The organism is Paenibacillus chibensis, from assembly GCF_004001045.1.
Taxonomy (GTDB): domain Bacteria; phylum Bacillota; class Bacilli; order Paenibacillales; family Paenibacillaceae; genus Paenibacillus_AQ; species Paenibacillus_AQ chibensis.
This window is the reverse complement of the sequence record NZ_BIMK01000019.1, coordinates 59,148-74,105: the sequence shown is the minus strand read 5'-3', so window position 1 is coordinate 74,105 and position 14,958 is coordinate 59,148. Positions and strand designations below refer to the sequence as shown.

General features: G+C 54.1%; 12 protein-coding genes. 9 read left to right on the top strand and 3 right to left on the bottom strand.

Features of this window, described 5'->3' with window-relative positions; all coding sequences use genetic code 11:
* The first annotated feature begins 240 nt into the window (after positions 1 to 240).
* Positions 241 to 1,704 (top strand): chitinase, encoded by a 1,464-nt coding sequence (locus tag PCH05_RS16380; protein WP_127603793.1) that lies wholly within the window; start codon positions 241 to 243, stop codon positions 1,702 to 1,704.
* A gap of 505 nt (positions 1,705 to 2,209) precedes the next feature.
* Positions 2,210 to 6,262, top strand: coding sequence for a glycosyl hydrolase family 18 protein (locus tag PCH05_RS16375; protein ID WP_164766675.1), 4,053 nt, complete (start codon positions 2,210 to 2,212; stop codon positions 6,260 to 6,262).
* A gap of 111 nt (positions 6,263 to 6,373) precedes the next feature.
* Here PCH05_RS16375 and PCH05_RS16370 read toward each other — a convergent pair whose 3' ends face one another.
* A complete protein-coding gene (locus PCH05_RS16370) occupies positions 6,374 to 6,673 on the bottom strand; it encodes an MGMT family protein (RefSeq protein ID WP_127603789.1) in 300 nt (99 codons plus the stop codon).
* A gap of 233 nt (positions 6,674 to 6,906) precedes the next feature.
* Here PCH05_RS16370 and PCH05_RS16365 point away from each other — a divergent pair, with 233 nt between their 5' ends.
* From PCH05_RS16365 to PCH05_RS16355, 3 genes are all read left to right on the top strand, one after another.
* Positions 6,907 to 8,505: an ATP-binding protein gene (locus PCH05_RS16365; RefSeq protein WP_127603787.1), complete on the top strand. Its 1,599-nt coding sequence runs from the start codon at positions 6,907 to 6,909 to the stop codon at positions 8,503 to 8,505.
* Between the two features lie 212 nt (positions 8,506 to 8,717).
* Positions 8,718 to 9,023: a hypothetical protein gene (locus PCH05_RS16360; RefSeq protein WP_127603785.1), complete on the top strand. Its 306-nt coding sequence runs from the start codon at positions 8,718 to 8,720 to the stop codon at positions 9,021 to 9,023.
* Between the two features lie 29 nt (positions 9,024 to 9,052).
* Entirely contained in the window at positions 9,053 to 9,916 is an 864-nt protein-coding gene (locus tag PCH05_RS16355; protein WP_127603783.1) for a hypothetical protein, read from the top strand.
* A 14-nt stretch (positions 9,917 to 9,930) separates the two neighbouring features.
* Here PCH05_RS16355 and PCH05_RS16350 read toward each other — a convergent pair whose 3' ends face one another.
* Positions 9,931 to 10,740 carry an AraC family transcriptional regulator gene (locus PCH05_RS16350; protein WP_127603781.1) on the bottom strand — a complete coding sequence of 270 codons (810 nt, stop codon included), beginning with the start codon at positions 10,738 to 10,740 and terminating at the stop codon, positions 9,931 to 9,933.
* A gap of 194 nt (positions 10,741 to 10,934) precedes the next feature.
* Between PCH05_RS16350 and PCH05_RS16345 the strand changes: the two genes are divergently transcribed.
* The 3 genes from PCH05_RS16345 to PCH05_RS16335 all read left to right on the top strand — a co-directional run bounded on the left by PCH05_RS16345 (position 10,935) and on the right by PCH05_RS16335 (position 12,441).
* Complete coding sequence (locus PCH05_RS16345; protein ID WP_127603779.1) at positions 10,935 to 11,390, top strand: SRPBCC domain-containing protein; 456 nt, start codon at positions 10,935 to 10,937, stop codon at positions 11,388 to 11,390.
* A 284-nt stretch (positions 11,391 to 11,674) separates the two neighbouring features.
* Positions 11,675 to 12,103 carry a DUF4257 domain-containing protein gene (locus tag PCH05_RS16340; RefSeq protein ID WP_127603777.1) on the top strand — a complete coding sequence of 143 codons (429 nt, stop codon included), beginning with the start codon at positions 11,675 to 11,677 and terminating at the stop codon, positions 12,101 to 12,103.
* Positions 12,100 to 12,441 (top strand): phospholipase D-like domain-containing protein, encoded by a 342-nt coding sequence (locus PCH05_RS16335; protein ID WP_127603775.1) that lies wholly within the window; start codon positions 12,100 to 12,102, stop codon positions 12,439 to 12,441. Before PCH05_RS16340 ends, PCH05_RS16335 begins: the two co-directional genes overlap by 4 nt.
* A 176-nt stretch (positions 12,442 to 12,617) precedes the next feature.
* On the opposite strand, the gene PCH05_RS16330 is transcribed toward PCH05_RS16335, so the two are convergent.
* Positions 12,618 to 13,439, bottom strand: coding sequence for an AraC family transcriptional regulator (locus PCH05_RS16330; RefSeq protein ID WP_127603807.1), 822 nt, complete (start codon positions 13,437 to 13,439; stop codon positions 12,618 to 12,620).
* A gap of 203 nt (positions 13,440 to 13,642) precedes the next feature.
* Here PCH05_RS16330 and PCH05_RS16325 point away from each other — a divergent pair, with 203 nt between their 5' ends.
* A complete protein-coding gene (locus PCH05_RS16325; protein WP_127603773.1) occupies positions 13,643 to 14,941 on the top strand; it encodes an alpha-glucosidase/alpha-galactosidase in 1,299 nt (432 codons plus the stop codon).
* Positions 14,942 to 14,958: the final 17 nt, after the last annotated feature.

The following is a 14,958-nucleotide window of genomic DNA, read 5'->3' as shown; positions in this document are numbered from 1 at the left end:
TTTGAAGGTACGTCGATAGACGTTTTTCTTATGCCAATACCCGATCCTATGACGCTTTGCGCAGCAGTAGTACGGTTGTTTCCACATTGTTCTTCTTATGCTTTTGCATATGAATCATATGTCGCTCCGCCGGTGTAATCCATCCAGGTCTGTTATTCAATTGAAGAGGGAGGTGCTGGCCAGCAGGACGGTACAAGAGGACAGCTTTCATCACTAATTCATATTTAGGAGGCGGAAATCATGGGAAAAGCTTTATCTCTCAAAGGGACCATGTTTAAAAGATTTATGCCTTTATTCATCGTAATCGCGCTGTTTGTCGGGCTGCTGCCGTCGATGGCATCCGCTGCCGACCGGGGGGCATGGGCTCCGAATGTGGCTTATGCGGTGAACGATACCGCCACCTATGGCGGCAGCACCTATAAAGTCATTCAGGCGCATACCTCATTGACGGGCTGGGAACCGCCGAATGTGCCTGCCTTGTGGCAGCTCGTGACCGGCGGCGGAGGCGGCGCGGACCAGCAGGCTCCAACCGCTCCCGCCAATCTGAGGTCCACCGCAGTCACTTCCTCCAGCATCGCCCTTGCCTGGGACGCTTCCACCGACAATGTCGGGGTGACAGGCTATAACGTCTACCAAGGCACGACGCAGGTGATGACGGTCACGGGAACGACAGCCACGGTTACGGGACTGGCGGCAGGCACGGCATATACCTTCAAGGTAGCCGCCAAGGATGCCGCGGGCAACGTCTCTCCGCAAAGCGCAGCCGTTTCGGCAACGACCCAAAGCTCCGGCGGTGGAACGGGCCAGCTTCCGAAGCATGTACTGACAGGCTACTGGCATAACTTCATCAACGGATCCTCGAATCTGAAGCTGAGCGATGTGCCGAGCCAATATGATATCATCGTGCTGGCTTTTGCCGACATGGATCCCGCCAAGCCGGGCGGCGTCACGTTTAACGTCGATTCGTCGCTCTCCAGTGCCTTGGGCGGATATACGAATGCCAATCTAATCAGCGATATTGCGGCTAAGCATGCGCAAGGCAAGAAGGTTATCATCTCGGTCGGCGGAGAAAAGGGCAACGTCAACCTGGGCAGCGCCTCACCGAACGTGGCCAATTTCGTGGACAGCATGTATAACCTCATCACGACCTATGGCCTTGACGGCATAGATATCGATCTGGAGAATGGCATGAACGTCGCCAATCTGACGACCGCCGTCAAGCAGCTGCAGCAGAAGGTGGGCTCCGGCTTCATCCTGACGATGGCTCCGCAAACGATCGATATGCAAAGCAACAGCACGTCTTATATGCAGCTCTACAATAATTTGAAGAGCATCACGACCGTGATCAACGTTCAGTATTACAACTCCGGTTGTATGCTCGGACGCGACGGCAAATGCTACTCGCAGGGAACGGTCGATTTCCTGACGGCGCTGTCCGACCTGTCGCTCCAGTGGGTGGCTCCGTCGCAGCTGGGCATCGGCGTTCCCGCCGTGCCGAGCGCAGCCGGCGGCGGCTACGTCGCCCCGAGCGTCGTCAATAACGCGCTGAGCTGTCTGGCAAGCGGTACGAACTGCGGCAGCTACAAGCCGGTGGCCAAGTACCCGGATATCCGCGGGGCCATGACATGGTCGATCAACTGGGATAAAACAAGTAGCTATAACTTCGCCAATACGGTTAAGCCGTTCCTTTCGACACTGCCTTAACCCCGAAAAAAGGAGCAGCCTCCGGTCTTAAACAGGCCGGAGGCTGCTTTTTCGTCCGCAAAAAAAGATACAAATCAATGAAATAAGATACTTATCGTGAAACCGATTTTCGCAGACAAAAAGGGATGCTATGCTGTATGTAAATTCGCTGTATGACTGACCTATGCGTCACCTGAAATGTCGTCGACTTCCGTTTGCTTTCACTCGCAAGCTCCTCATCCTTCGTGCTCTCCCGGACACTTCCGCACCGAGACTTCACTTCTATTAGACAGAAGCTCATCCAATCTTCCTGATCAGTCAGAACCGTAACCGTCATTAAGTCCGGCCTTTCAGGGCCGGGTTTAATAGCCATGCATGCGTCCCAACAGGCGGCAGTTGGAGGTGAAGGGCTGCTTATCGCTGCAGGCAAGCGCAATGCAATAAATCAGTTGGAATGGGGTGTAATATGAAAGCGCTTCAGAAGAGGTTGCAATGGAAGTGGTTGATATGCTTCGTATGTGCAGCCATGATCTTTTCATCATTTGCTGTGGCCGGACAGGCTTCAGCCGGCTCCTCCGATACCCGCGGCCATTGGGCGGAGCAGCTGCTTACGGACTGGAAGGATCAAGGCCTGCTTAAGGGCTATCCGGACGGCTCCATCAAGCCGAATCAGGCTTTGACCCGGGCCGAATGGATGGCCATGATCAACCGTTATTTTCATTTTACCGGTCATAAAGATATCACGTTTCCCGACGTGAAGCCCGGTCAGTGGCAGTATGAGGAAGCCGCAAAAGCCCTGGAGGCGGGATACATGACGGGATATGAAGATGGCAGCATTCATCCGGACCGGATCATATCCAGGGAAGAAGCCGCAGTCATGCTGGCCAAGATTGTGAAAGCGGGAACGGTTAACGACGCCGGACTGAGCCGGTTCAAGGATGCCGGCAGCATCTCGGCCTGGGGCAAGCAGGCGCTTGCTTATTTGCTGGAGCAGGGTAAGCTGGGCGGATACGAGGATGGCACGCTGCGTCCGAAGACGCCGCTTACGCGGGCTGAAGGCGTAGCGCTGATCAGCCGTCTGCCAGCTGCTCTGGCGGGAGTGGTTACCTATGATAAAGCGGGGACCTACGGTCCGGGGCAGGGAATGGACATGGTTGAAGGGGATGCCGTGATCAAGGCCTCAGGCGTCACACTGCAAAATGTCATGTTTCATGGAAACCTTGTGGTGGACATTGGAGCAGGTCCCGGAGCTATTACGTTCAAAAACGTAAAAGTGGAGGGGACGCTCACGATCAAGGCCGCGGGTATCGTGCTGGAAATCAGTGGCGGCTCGCTCGGAACCGTCGTGATCGACGGACAGGGCAACACGCTGCAGCTCGGCAGTGATGCCAGCATCTCCAGCTTGGTGCTGAACGCGCTGACCCAAGTGAAGGGCAAGGGCAAAATTCAGAAGGCCACCATCAATGACGGGGCCAAAGGTTCCTCTTTCGAAACGGCACCGCTGAGCACCGATGGTCCACAAGCCAGTTCGATCAAGGTAGGTGCCGGCGGAAACGGCGGCACGGGATCGTCAGGCGGTTCCGGCAGCAGCGGCTCCGGCGGCGGGTCGGGCTCGGGCGGAGATAACGGCGGAGGCGTGGATACGACCGTACCGCAGGCGCCTGTCGTAACAGGCGTCCTGAACGGCACGACGTATCACGCGGGCGTGCTTCCGAATTGGACGGATGCGCCGAATACAGCCACCAGTGCATCATTGAATGGCGCTGCCTACGTGAAGGGCAGCGGGATTATCGAAGCGGGAAGCTACGAGCTGATCGTGACCGCTGTGCATAAGGCGAGCGGCAAAAAAGCGAGCACCACCGTCAAATTTACGATGGAGCCGCAGACGAAGCTGATCGGCTACGTGGCAGGCTGGAGCAACTGGTCGGATATGCAGCCGGTGGATGCTTCCAAGCTGACCCATATCAACTACGCATTTACCCACATTAAGGATAACAAGATTATTCCGCTCGAAGGCCAGAACGACGATGATAACTATGCTTACCTGAGCGGCCTGAAATCCCAAAATCCGAATCTGAAAATCTTGAACTCGGTTGGCGGCTGGGCGGCTGACGGCTTCTCGGATGCGGCTCTGACGGGCGCTTCACGGAACACATTTGCAGACAGCATCATCGATTATGTAAAAAAGTATCACCTCGACGGGATTGACCTGGATTGGGAATATCCGACCCAGGAAGCGGGAGACACCACGGGGAGAGCGGAAGACAGGGAGAATTTCACGTTGCTGCTCAAGCTGATCCGCGAGAAGCTGAACGAGCTGGGCTTGGAAAATAACAAGTATTATGAGCTTACGATTGCGGCCGGGGCTACGAAGTCCTACCTCGACGGAGTCGAAATCGATCAGGTTGCCAAATACGTGGATAACATCAACCTGATGACGTATGACTTTGCAGGCGGCTGGAGCACCCAAACCGAGCATCATACCAATTTGTTCGGAGACGGCCAGAGTGCTGACCATGCTGTTACATTGTTCTCAAATAGCCATGTTCCAACGAATAAGCTGGTCATCGGAGCTGCGTTCTACAGCCACAAGTGGACAAAAGTGCAATCGGCGGAGCATAACGGCCTGGGTCAGGGGGCAGAAGGTTCCTGGGAGACGCCGGTCTATACGGACATTCTGGCCAACTACAACGCGGATAGCGACTTTGTCCGTTACTGGGATGATAATGCGAAAGCGCCGTATCTTTTTGACGGCAGTACGTTTATTTCCTATGACGATCCGCAGTCCATGGCGGAGAAAGCGAAGTACGTGCTTGATCACAAGCTGGGCGGGGCCATGTTCTGGGAATACAGCCAGGATGCGTCGGGCAGCCTTCTTACCGCTCTGAACGACGGACTGAAGGGCAAGAAGTTTGAAGAGGATACCACCTCCATACCGGATAAGCCGCAGATACGGGTGCAGGACGATGGGGAATACGACTTTGGCTTCGTGCCGGAATGGAGCGATGCACCGGGGACGGTGAGTACAGCTCAGCTGAACGGTCAACCGTACGTGAAAGGCACCGCGATCACGGCGCCTGGAGACTATGTCCTCACCCTGATTACGGTGCATGGCAAGAGCCTCAAAACGAAAAAGACCGAGGTTCCTTTTACCGTCAAGAAAAAGGGATTGAAAGCCATCGCCTATGTGCCGGGCTGGGTCGATTGGTCGAATGCCCATCCGATTGACGCGAGCAAGCTGACGCATATCAACTATGCGTTCACCCATATTCAAGACAACAGAATCATTCCACTGAAAGGCCAAAACGATGATGCGAATTACGCCTATTTGCGGGAGCTGAGAAAAGAAAATCCGCATTTGAAAATATTGAACTCGGTCGGCGGCTGGGCCGCGGATGGCTTCTCGGATGCCGCGTTGACCGAGGAAAGCCGCGAGACCTTTGCGGGCAGCATCATCGATTACGTGAAAAAATATGATTTGGACGGCATTGACCTGGATTGGGAATATCCGACCCAGAATGCGGGAGACACCACGGGGAGACCGGAGGACAAACAGAACTTCTCGCTGCTGCTGAAGCTGCTGCGCGAGAAGCTGAACGGGCTTGGCCTAGAGAAGCATCGTTATTATGAGCTGACGATCGCTGCCGGCGCGACGCAGAACTACTTGAATGGCGTGGAAATCCATGAGGTCGTCAAGTACGTGGACAATATCAATCTGATGACGTATGACTTTGCCGGAGGCTGGAGCGCCCAGACCGAGCATCATACGAATCTGTATGGCGGAAGCATAAGCGTGGATTCGTCCGTTAGATTGTATTTAGGAAGCAACGTGCCGGCGGATAAGCTGGTTATCGGGGCTGCATTTTACGGACATTTATGGACCGGCGTGAAATCCGGGGACCAGCACGGCCTGGGTCAGGATGCAACCGGCACCGGTGTAACGCCAACCTTTAATGATATTCTTGCACAGTATACTGCCGATCAAGGATTTACCCGCTATTGGGACGATACGGCCAAAGCGCCGTACTTGTTCGACGGCAGCATCTTCGTCTCGTACGACGATGAACAATCCGTATCGGAGAAAGCGAAATACGTGCTTGATCAGCAGCTGGCCGGGGCCATGTTCTGGGAATACAGCCAGGATGCGTCGGGACGCCTGCTTACTGCGCTGGCGAACGGATTGAAGGGAATTCCATTCGAGGCTCCTGAGAACGCTGAACTGCCCGTGATACCGGATGCGCCGGTCATTAGCGGCGTGACCGACGGGGAAACGTATGCTTCGGGCATTTCCCCGGAATGGGCCGACGCAGCGGATACGCAAAGCAGCGCTCTGTTGAATGGAGCCGCATATATCAAAGGCACGCCGATTACGACGCCGGGGAGCTACACGCTTGTCGTTACGGCGGTCCATACGAAAAGCCAAAAGACCTCCAATTCCACCGTTCATTTCACGGTCAAGGCAGCGGAGCCCGCACCGGAGCAGACTCCGGAAGAAGGCATTGTGCCAGGCGGGGATTCCACTGCCAGTGATGGAGCCGCTTCCGGTGGAGACGACGCGCTTCCTCAAGGAACGCCTTAAGCGTTCAAGTCCGTGCAGCTTTAATATGACAAACGTGCAGATACGATTCGTATCTGCACGTTTGTTTCTACGTGTAAGCACCGCGATGGGTGACGGGTGACGGGTGACGGGCTATACCCCGTACACCGACAAATCAATCAGGCCGTCCCGCATGAATTCCACCCCTTCATCTTCGAGCAGGGTTTGCTGCAGGAAGCGGGCTTCATCGTCAACAAGGGCAATTTCGCCTTTGGCGTTCACGACCCGGTGCCAAGGCAGCTCATGCTTGCCGCTCATGGAGTGAAGGATGCGGACGACCTGCCTTGCGGCGCGAGGACTTCCGGCTGCGGCGGCGATGCCTCCGTAAGTCATGACTTTGCCGGTGGGAATGGCTTTGATTTGTTCAATGACGGATGCGGTGAATGGCTGCATGGCATCCTCCTTTTATCGAAGCTTGGAGTTAGATCAATCTCTGCATTTTGAATAACCACAGTGTAACATACAAACGCTCCAGGCTGAATTTGCGGGACTGCAAAATCATTAGTGAAGGATTATTCATTGGGTGTTATGATAGGGGGGGACTCCATCATAATGAAACCACTTGCATTTTTACGGTCCGATATCAATGCCGAGTGAATGAGTATAGAATAAATGAGGTATGCAGTATGGAAGGGCCATTAGTTAAAGTGGATACTGCCAATGCCATCGCGGTGTCCAAGCAGTATTGCAGACAAACGGGCATGAAACCCGGCGAGCTTCCCGTGTTTAGCCGGCGATACAGTCACGCGGAGCTGAAGGCAAAGCTGGCGAAGTATAGGGAGTACATCGAAGTGATCCACTTGTTCATCCATAAATTCCTCTCCTCTATATCGGGCAGTCCGATTATGATTGCGGTTACCGATGACCGGGGATATATTTTGGAATTTGCGGGTGACCCAAGCATCATCGAGACGGTGAGGCAGTTGGGAATCGAGGAAGGCATCCAATTCAACAAGGACGCGGGCACGAACTCCATTGATCTGTGCCTGGCCCACGGCTGTCCTTTTCAGCTGATCGGCGATGATCATTATCATGAGATCCTTCATGGACTGGCATGTTATACATCCGGTTTCCACAGGAACGGAGGCGAGGTGGCGGGAACCATCTCACTGATGACGGACATTCGTTTTGCCCATCCCCATTTGCTTGCCCTTCTATGTACTATGGCGGATTCGGTGGAGCGGGAGCTGCTGCTCCGCAGGCAAAACACCCAGCTGCAAGTGTTGAACCAGTTTCTGCTGGATACGAACTTTTACGGTGTCGTCATCACGGACGAACAGGGGCGCATCCTGGAGATGAACGAACGCTGCCAATCCATGCTGCAGTTGAATCCTCAAGCCGTGTATCAGCATTTCTCCGTGTACGATATCGGCATGATCAGCTGCTATTTTCAGCGGGTGATCCAACGCAGCGAGGAATGCATCGGCGTGGAGCTGTGCGTGAATGTAAAGGGCGTGGACCATTATTACATGCTGGACGTGCTGCCGGTATATGATATGGATCAAACTCTCATCCGAGCGGTAGGGAGCCTGCGCGACATTACAGAAATGAAGAAGACCGAAGAAATGCTGCGCCATACGGAAAAGCTGGTTTTTGCCGGACAAATTGCCGTAGGCATTGCGCATGAGATCCGTAATCCGCTCACGACCGTCAAAGGGATGCTGCAACTGGCGGAGAAGGATACGCGCATGCGGCATTATGATCTCATTATGTCGGAGCTGGAGCGGATGAACCTGATCGTCAGCGAATTTCTGATTTTGGGTAAGCCGCAGGTCGTTCATTTTCTGCAGGAGCGCTGTCTGCCTATTTTGGAGGAAGTGCTGAATCTGTTTGAAATTGAGGCTTCTCTGAACGGCATCACGCTGGATTTCCAGAATAAAAGGGATCATGTGATCCGCTGCGACCGCAACCAGATTAAACAGGTATTCATGAATATATTGAAAAATGCCGTGGAAGCCATGCCTTACGGCGGAAGCGTGCAAATTCTGCTCGACACGGAAGGAGCTTACCAGCTCATCCGTTTTGCCGATACCGGCGTCGGCATGACCGATGACGTGCTGCAGCGGCTCGGAGAGCCCTTTCATACCACGAAGCCGGAGGGCAACGGCCTTGGCATGATGATCGTGAAAAAAATCATCGAGGCACATAAAGGACGGCTGGTCATTACAAGCACGGTCCATGAAGGAACAACGGTGGATATCTATCTGCCGATCGGGCAAGCGTAACGAACATACATAAAAGGGGCATTCCAGTAGGTTGGGCAGACCTGAGGAAGCCCCTTTTTCTAATTCCGGAGCAAGCAGCCCATAGCATGATTGCCGCCATCGTAACCTTGTAAGCGTCAGCGTAAAAACGACGAGTTATATCAACAATAACGCCAAATGTATGGTTTTAAATGGTAAAATAGTTAAGGGATGAGAGTGGAAGGGGATAGATTATGCTGAAGCGAAGAGGCAGGCATGAAGGCGCTCTATGCTGGGCCGCTCTAACCGCGGGGCTGCTTTGCTTTCTTTTCGTTTATGTGATTCCGCTGCAAATTCCGCCTGAGCGGTTTCCGTACAGCGGGTTCGCGCTCGTGCTGCTTACGGTTGTCTCTTTTTCGCTTGCGCTTGCAGGGCTGATCAGGAATGCCCCCAGAAGATGGCTGCTGCGAATTGCGCTCGTATTGTCCCTGTCACTGCCGATTTTTTGGTTGCTGGTGGTATTGTGGCTGCTGGGCGTGGCGTTTGGGGCGATGAAATGATGATGGGGATCATGAGGAGGGTCTATTTTATGTACAATGAACACGCCTTTAAAATAAATTTTGGCAAATATGCCCTTCCCCGTGTGCTGCGGGAATTGTCCAGCATTGATAAAAGCTTGAAGGAAGAGGGACGCCACCTGGATGACGGGCTTTTCTTTTACCTTGTTCATGATCAAGAATACCGTTACTTTAACACCCCATGCGATGTGGTGGTGTTCGGCAACATTGGAGCGGACGGCATTCATTATGGCCTGCTGACGGATTTCGGAACGGTTCGGACGCTGGATGAGGCGCCGGTGGTATGCGTGACCCCGATGGATTCTGATTGCCCGGTGCGGGTCATCGCCGAGAACCTGGAGCATTTTTTGGCCATCAATATGAACGAATCCGCGCTTTTTTATAATCATTTCCCGTCGGAAGAGGCATATGACGAATTCGTTCACCGTGAAGTTCTGGGTTATGATGGCATGCCTTACCTTCCCGACGCAGAAAGGGAGTGCCGACGAGAGGAGATCCAACAGCGGGTGAGGGAACGGATACGGCTGCCGCAGATCGACTTTCCATACCGCTATGTGCAGGAGCAGCAGGCCAAACGGGACCGCGAAGCCTGGATTCACACCCAGGCCCGTCTGCATGTTCTTCCGACGCCGGGACAAGCAGAAGTGCCGTATACAGGCGCGTTATATTCTATCGGGGCTGATGGCATCATCGACACCGATGCTATCGGAAGGTTTCTGGAGCATGCCGATCCGCCTGCGGTGAAGGCACTGATCCGGGATATCCAGATGCATGTCCTATCCGGGATGACCGTTTTACAGGACATGCTGGAGTCGTCCCTGCGCAGCATCGGCTTGGGGGACGAAGCGGAGCGCATGCGTCTTTCGGTGGAATAACCCGCGGCACCCGCCTAGCTTTCCTCCACGGATCGCCGATATTCCTCGGGCGTGCAGCCGACGACCGCCTTGAAGTCTTTGCTGAAATGCGGCTGGTCGTGGTAGCCGAGCTCCATGGCCAGGCGCGCCAGATCTACGGGAAGGCGTCGGTCCATCGTTTCGGCGGCATTTTGCAGGCGGTATAGGCGGATCACCCATTTCGGGCTGATGCCGACATATTGATCGAACAGCCGCTGCAGCTTGCGGATATGCATACCTACATGCTCGCAGACCTGATCAACCTTGGAGACTTCGCGTTCGCCGGCAATGAAGTCGATGATCCGGTTCACGAGCAGCACCTGCTCATCCGGATCGGGCAGCTTGGACAGCAGCAGCCGGTCCATGACCGCGGCCATCTCCTGCTCCGTACCCAGGGAGAGCATTTCCCGTTCAAGCTCCGGGCCGCTCAGATCCAGGATGTTCTGTACCTCAAGCGGATGATCCAGCAGGGTGGAGACGGGCTGATTCAAGAACGGATAGAAACCGCCGGGCTTGAACTTGACGCCGAACACGACTCCCTTGCCGTGAATCGGATAAGAGAATTTCCGGGTGGACGGTCCGAAGATCAGGGTTTTCTGCGGCTCCACAACCAGATTGACGCAGGGGTTGGGCACAACGTGCTGAAGGTAAGGCTCCTTGTCGGTACAGTCCCAGCTGACGATCCAATAATGCTTGACGAAGAAGCTTAAGGCGTCTGAGGCTGCGATACGGGACAGCTTGAATCTTTTCTCGCCGCCCTGCAGATTCATGACGCCCATGCTGGGTCTTGGCAATCCTGCAGGCATAGGGTCACGCTCCTTATATATTCAAAGCACTGCTCTGAAAGATTTTTTATAGAACTGGCGTTCCTGTCGTGTTTTTACAATACAGAGGCTTCGGCCAAAGGTATTCTTAGTTTAGCATAAGTTTCCAGATTTGCAGACAGGCGTTCATTGTAAAAGTAAAAACATAACCAACACAAAAGGAGCGTGCAAGAAATATGAGCCATAGCCTGAAATACGAGTTTTATATCGGCGCCGGTCAGGAAAATGTATGGAGCTTGCTGGTAGCGCCCGAGGGAACGAAGAAAACCTTTTTCAACTGCGTGCTGCAATCGAGCTTTAAAGCCGGAGAGCCGTTTGCTTACGTGGGACCGGGTGCGGACGGCGATGAGACGGTGCATGTTTACGGGGGAATTCTCGCGTATGAACAGGGCAAGGTGCTGAGCTACCTTGAGCATCCGGGACCGTCCTATCACGCCAATCACCAGGAGCTGACCTCCCGGGTGACGTTTACGCTGGAGGCGGTAGGCAAATGCACGAAATTAACGCTCGTCAACGATCAGTGGTCGGACAACCATCCTTCCTTCGAGAATACCGAGGGGCACTGGTGGATGATCCTGAGCAACATCAAGACCGTGGCGGAAACGGGAAATACGCTGGATTTTGGCTGGTAAAAAGAAAAGATGTAATTGAGGATCAAAGCGGCTGCTTGGCAGCCGCTTTTTTGCGTTCGGGATTGCGAAATGATGCTATGCGTCCAGGCTGCGAGCAGCTCTGGGATCTTTTCTTGCTTCGCATAACAACCTGTCCGTTATCTTAAAAACCTCGCAAGTTGCCGCGGACCCGCGCATAGAATAGCAGAACAAAGGATGCCTGCTGAATTGTCAGCCTCTTGTCACTTTTTGAAATCACCATTCGGCTGCGAATGACATATTAGAAAGTATGGGGGAATCCAATCATGCATTGGACTGATTTTTTGGTGATCATTGCGTCGGGTTCGTTTGGCGGTCTCCTGTCGAGCTTGTATATCCATGACGGATCCCTGATTCTGCCCAAAATCATCGAGCTTGAGCTCAGCGACGGATCCAAAGGGAGAAATTATCATATCGGCTTCCTCTCGGATCTCGTTCTTGGAGCCGGTGCAGGGCTGATCGCCGTGCTTCCGATCGGACTCGAGTTTCCGAAATACATCTACATGGCGATCATCGCCGGTTTCGGCGGCGGCAGCTTCATCGCCAAGCAAGCCAAGCTGACGGCGGAAGACAAGGTGTCCTCTCAGGATAAGCTGCCGACGATCGTAGCGTCCAGCGTGCCCGAACCGAAGCCCTCCGATGAAGTGACTTTTGAACTGGCGATTTCAGACCGCAAAGGAGAGAAGATGACATGACCCTTGGGAAGATCACACTGACGTGTGACGAGATCAATGAGTACAACCGGCTTAAGCAAAAAATCAGGGAAGCCAGAACAAGAATGGAAATATCGCTGTACACCAAGCAGGCGGAGAATATTCTCGAACGGGGACGTCTGCGGTATGTCAGCAAATTGGAGAACAACAGCAGCCTGAGCAGCAACCCCCAGGTGAAAGGCATGGAGACGAAGAGCGGAACGAATGAAAAAAAGGCGAGACTCTCGGCCTATGCGCCGAGCAAGCGCTATCCGTTCCCGCACCCGGTGAAGCAGTCCCCGATTTTGAGTAAATTGGTCAAATCCAGCTCGGGCCGTTGAACGCTTTTTTCATAGACGAATCACTTGCCCAAGCCTTGCGGACGCTGATTCGCACTCGTTTTGATGGGCACCCTCGATTTTAAGAACAATCCAGAGGGTATCGGCTTACCGCGGCATCCTTGTTGGGGTATGCCTTTGTATGCCTTGTTGCACCGCCAGTCATGCGAATCCGTGAATCAGCGCCGTTCTTCCCGGTATGTTCTCGGGGACAAGCCCATCATCTTCTTGAACATTTTCGAAAATAAAAAGGGATCATTATACCCTACGGAACGCGAAATATCACTGACCGACAGCTCGGGATTGCGCAGCAGAACGGCGGCACGGTTCATCCGGTATTCGAGCAGGAACGTTTGCAGCGAAACGCCGAATTGTTCCTTGAACAGGCCGGAGAGGTAGGTACGGTCCAGACCGACGGAGCGGGCGATATCGAGCACGGAGACCTTTTGGCTGTAGCTGCTTTCGATATATTCGATGGATTTGCGGATGTAAGCTTCACGGGAGTGCTGCGGCCTGATGTCTTCCGTTTCAGGAGAACAGGAGATCAAGTCGGCCAGGATGCGGTAGAGGATGCTTTGGCTGAGCACGTCGCTGCCGCGGGCGTCGCGGGACGCTTCCAGTTCTCGATAAAAGCCGCTGAAGCAGCTCCCGGCACGCTCCGTGAACACGGGCCGCCCGGAGGTGATGTGCGCACGCTGCAGCAGCGGTTTGGCGTTCAGCCCTTTGAAACCGATCCAGGAATACGTCCAGGGGTCGGCGCTATCGGCACTGTAATGGACAAGCGTATCCGGCAAAATGACAAAGCCCTGCCCGGCCCCAAGCTCGTATACGGCTTCGCTGGTACGGAATACGCCGCGCCCGCTGTGAATGTAATGCAAAATATACGCATCGCGGAGACCCGGTCCCCACGTATGCCCCGGCATGCATTCCTCCAGGCCGAAGAACAGCGGGTTCAGATCCATATGGCCCTGCATGGCCGGCATGGTATTATCGACGTTCATTTGCGCCACTTCGGACGCCTCCCTTCTTACTTAAGCCGCTTGCCTCTATATTATAACAGGTAAAACTGCATAATTACCGTCTGAAAACGGATACGAAAATGGGATTATGACATGTATTGCTGGGGTTGCTCCATGTTCTGCCCACAGCCCGGAGGGTATAGTTAGTATCAAATTATAGCAATCCGAAGGGGAGGATATCCTTTATGTCCAAAATTACGTTTATCGGTGCGGGAAGTACCGTTTTTGTTAAAAATGTGCTCGGCGACGTCATGTCGACGCCTGCGCTGCAGGGCTTCGAGCTCGCCTTGTTCGATATCGATCCGGAGCGCCTGCAGGATTCCGAGCGGCTCTTGAACAGCATCAAGCTAACGCTGGGCAGCACCTGCGTCATTAAAGCCTACAGCGACCGTAAAGCCGCGCTCAAAGGTGCCAAATACGTCATTAACGCCATTCAGGTGGGCGGATATGATCCGTGTACCATCACCGATTTCGAAATTCCCAAAAAATACGGTCTGCGCCAGACGATTGCCGATACGCTCGGGATCGGCGGCATTTTCCGCAACCTGCGCACCATTCCGGTCATGCTCGATTTTGCGAGAGACATGCAGGAGGTTTGCCCGGACGCCCAGTTCCTCAATTACACGAATCCGATGGCGGTGCTTACCAATGTGATGAACACGGTGGGCGGGATCCGGACTGTCGGTCTCTGCCACAGCGTGCAGCACTGTGTCTCCGAGCTGTTCAAAGCGCTCGATATGGACCAGACGGGCGTGGAATCGAAAATCGCCGGCATCAACCATATGGCCTGGCTGCTGGAAGTGAAGAAGGACGGCGTCGACCTGTATCCGGAAATCAAGCGCCGCGCCGCCGAGAAGCAGAAGGAGAAGCACCACGACATGGTACGCTTCGAGCTGATGCTCCGGTTCGGCTACTACGTGACGGAATCCTCCGAGCATAACGCGGAATACCATCCGTACTTCATCAAGAAGAACTATCCGGAGCTGATCGAGAAATACAACATTCCGCTCGACGAATACCCGCGCCGCTGCGTGAACCAAATCAATGGCTGGAAGGAAATGCGCGAGAAAATTTTCGCCAGCGAGCATATCGAGCACCAGCGTTCCAAGGAGTACGCGTCGTATATCATGGAAGCGATGGAGACGAACGTGCCGTTCAAGATCGGCGGCAACGTCATGAACACCGGGCTCATCACCAACCTGCCGAAGGAGGCCTGCGTCGAGGTGCCGTGCCTCGTGGACCGCTCCGGCATTTCCCCGACCTACGTAGGCGATTTGCCGCCGCAGCTGGCCGCGCTGAACCGCACGAACATCAACACGCAGCTGCTGACCATCGAGGCAGCCGTGACCGGCAAAAAGGAACATATCTATCATGCCGCCATGCTCGATCCGCATACGGCTGCAGAGCTCTCCTTGGACGATATTGTAGCGCTATGCGACGATCTGATCGAAGCGCATGGCAGCTGGCTGCCGGAGTTTAAATAAGGCATAAGAGTTGCCAT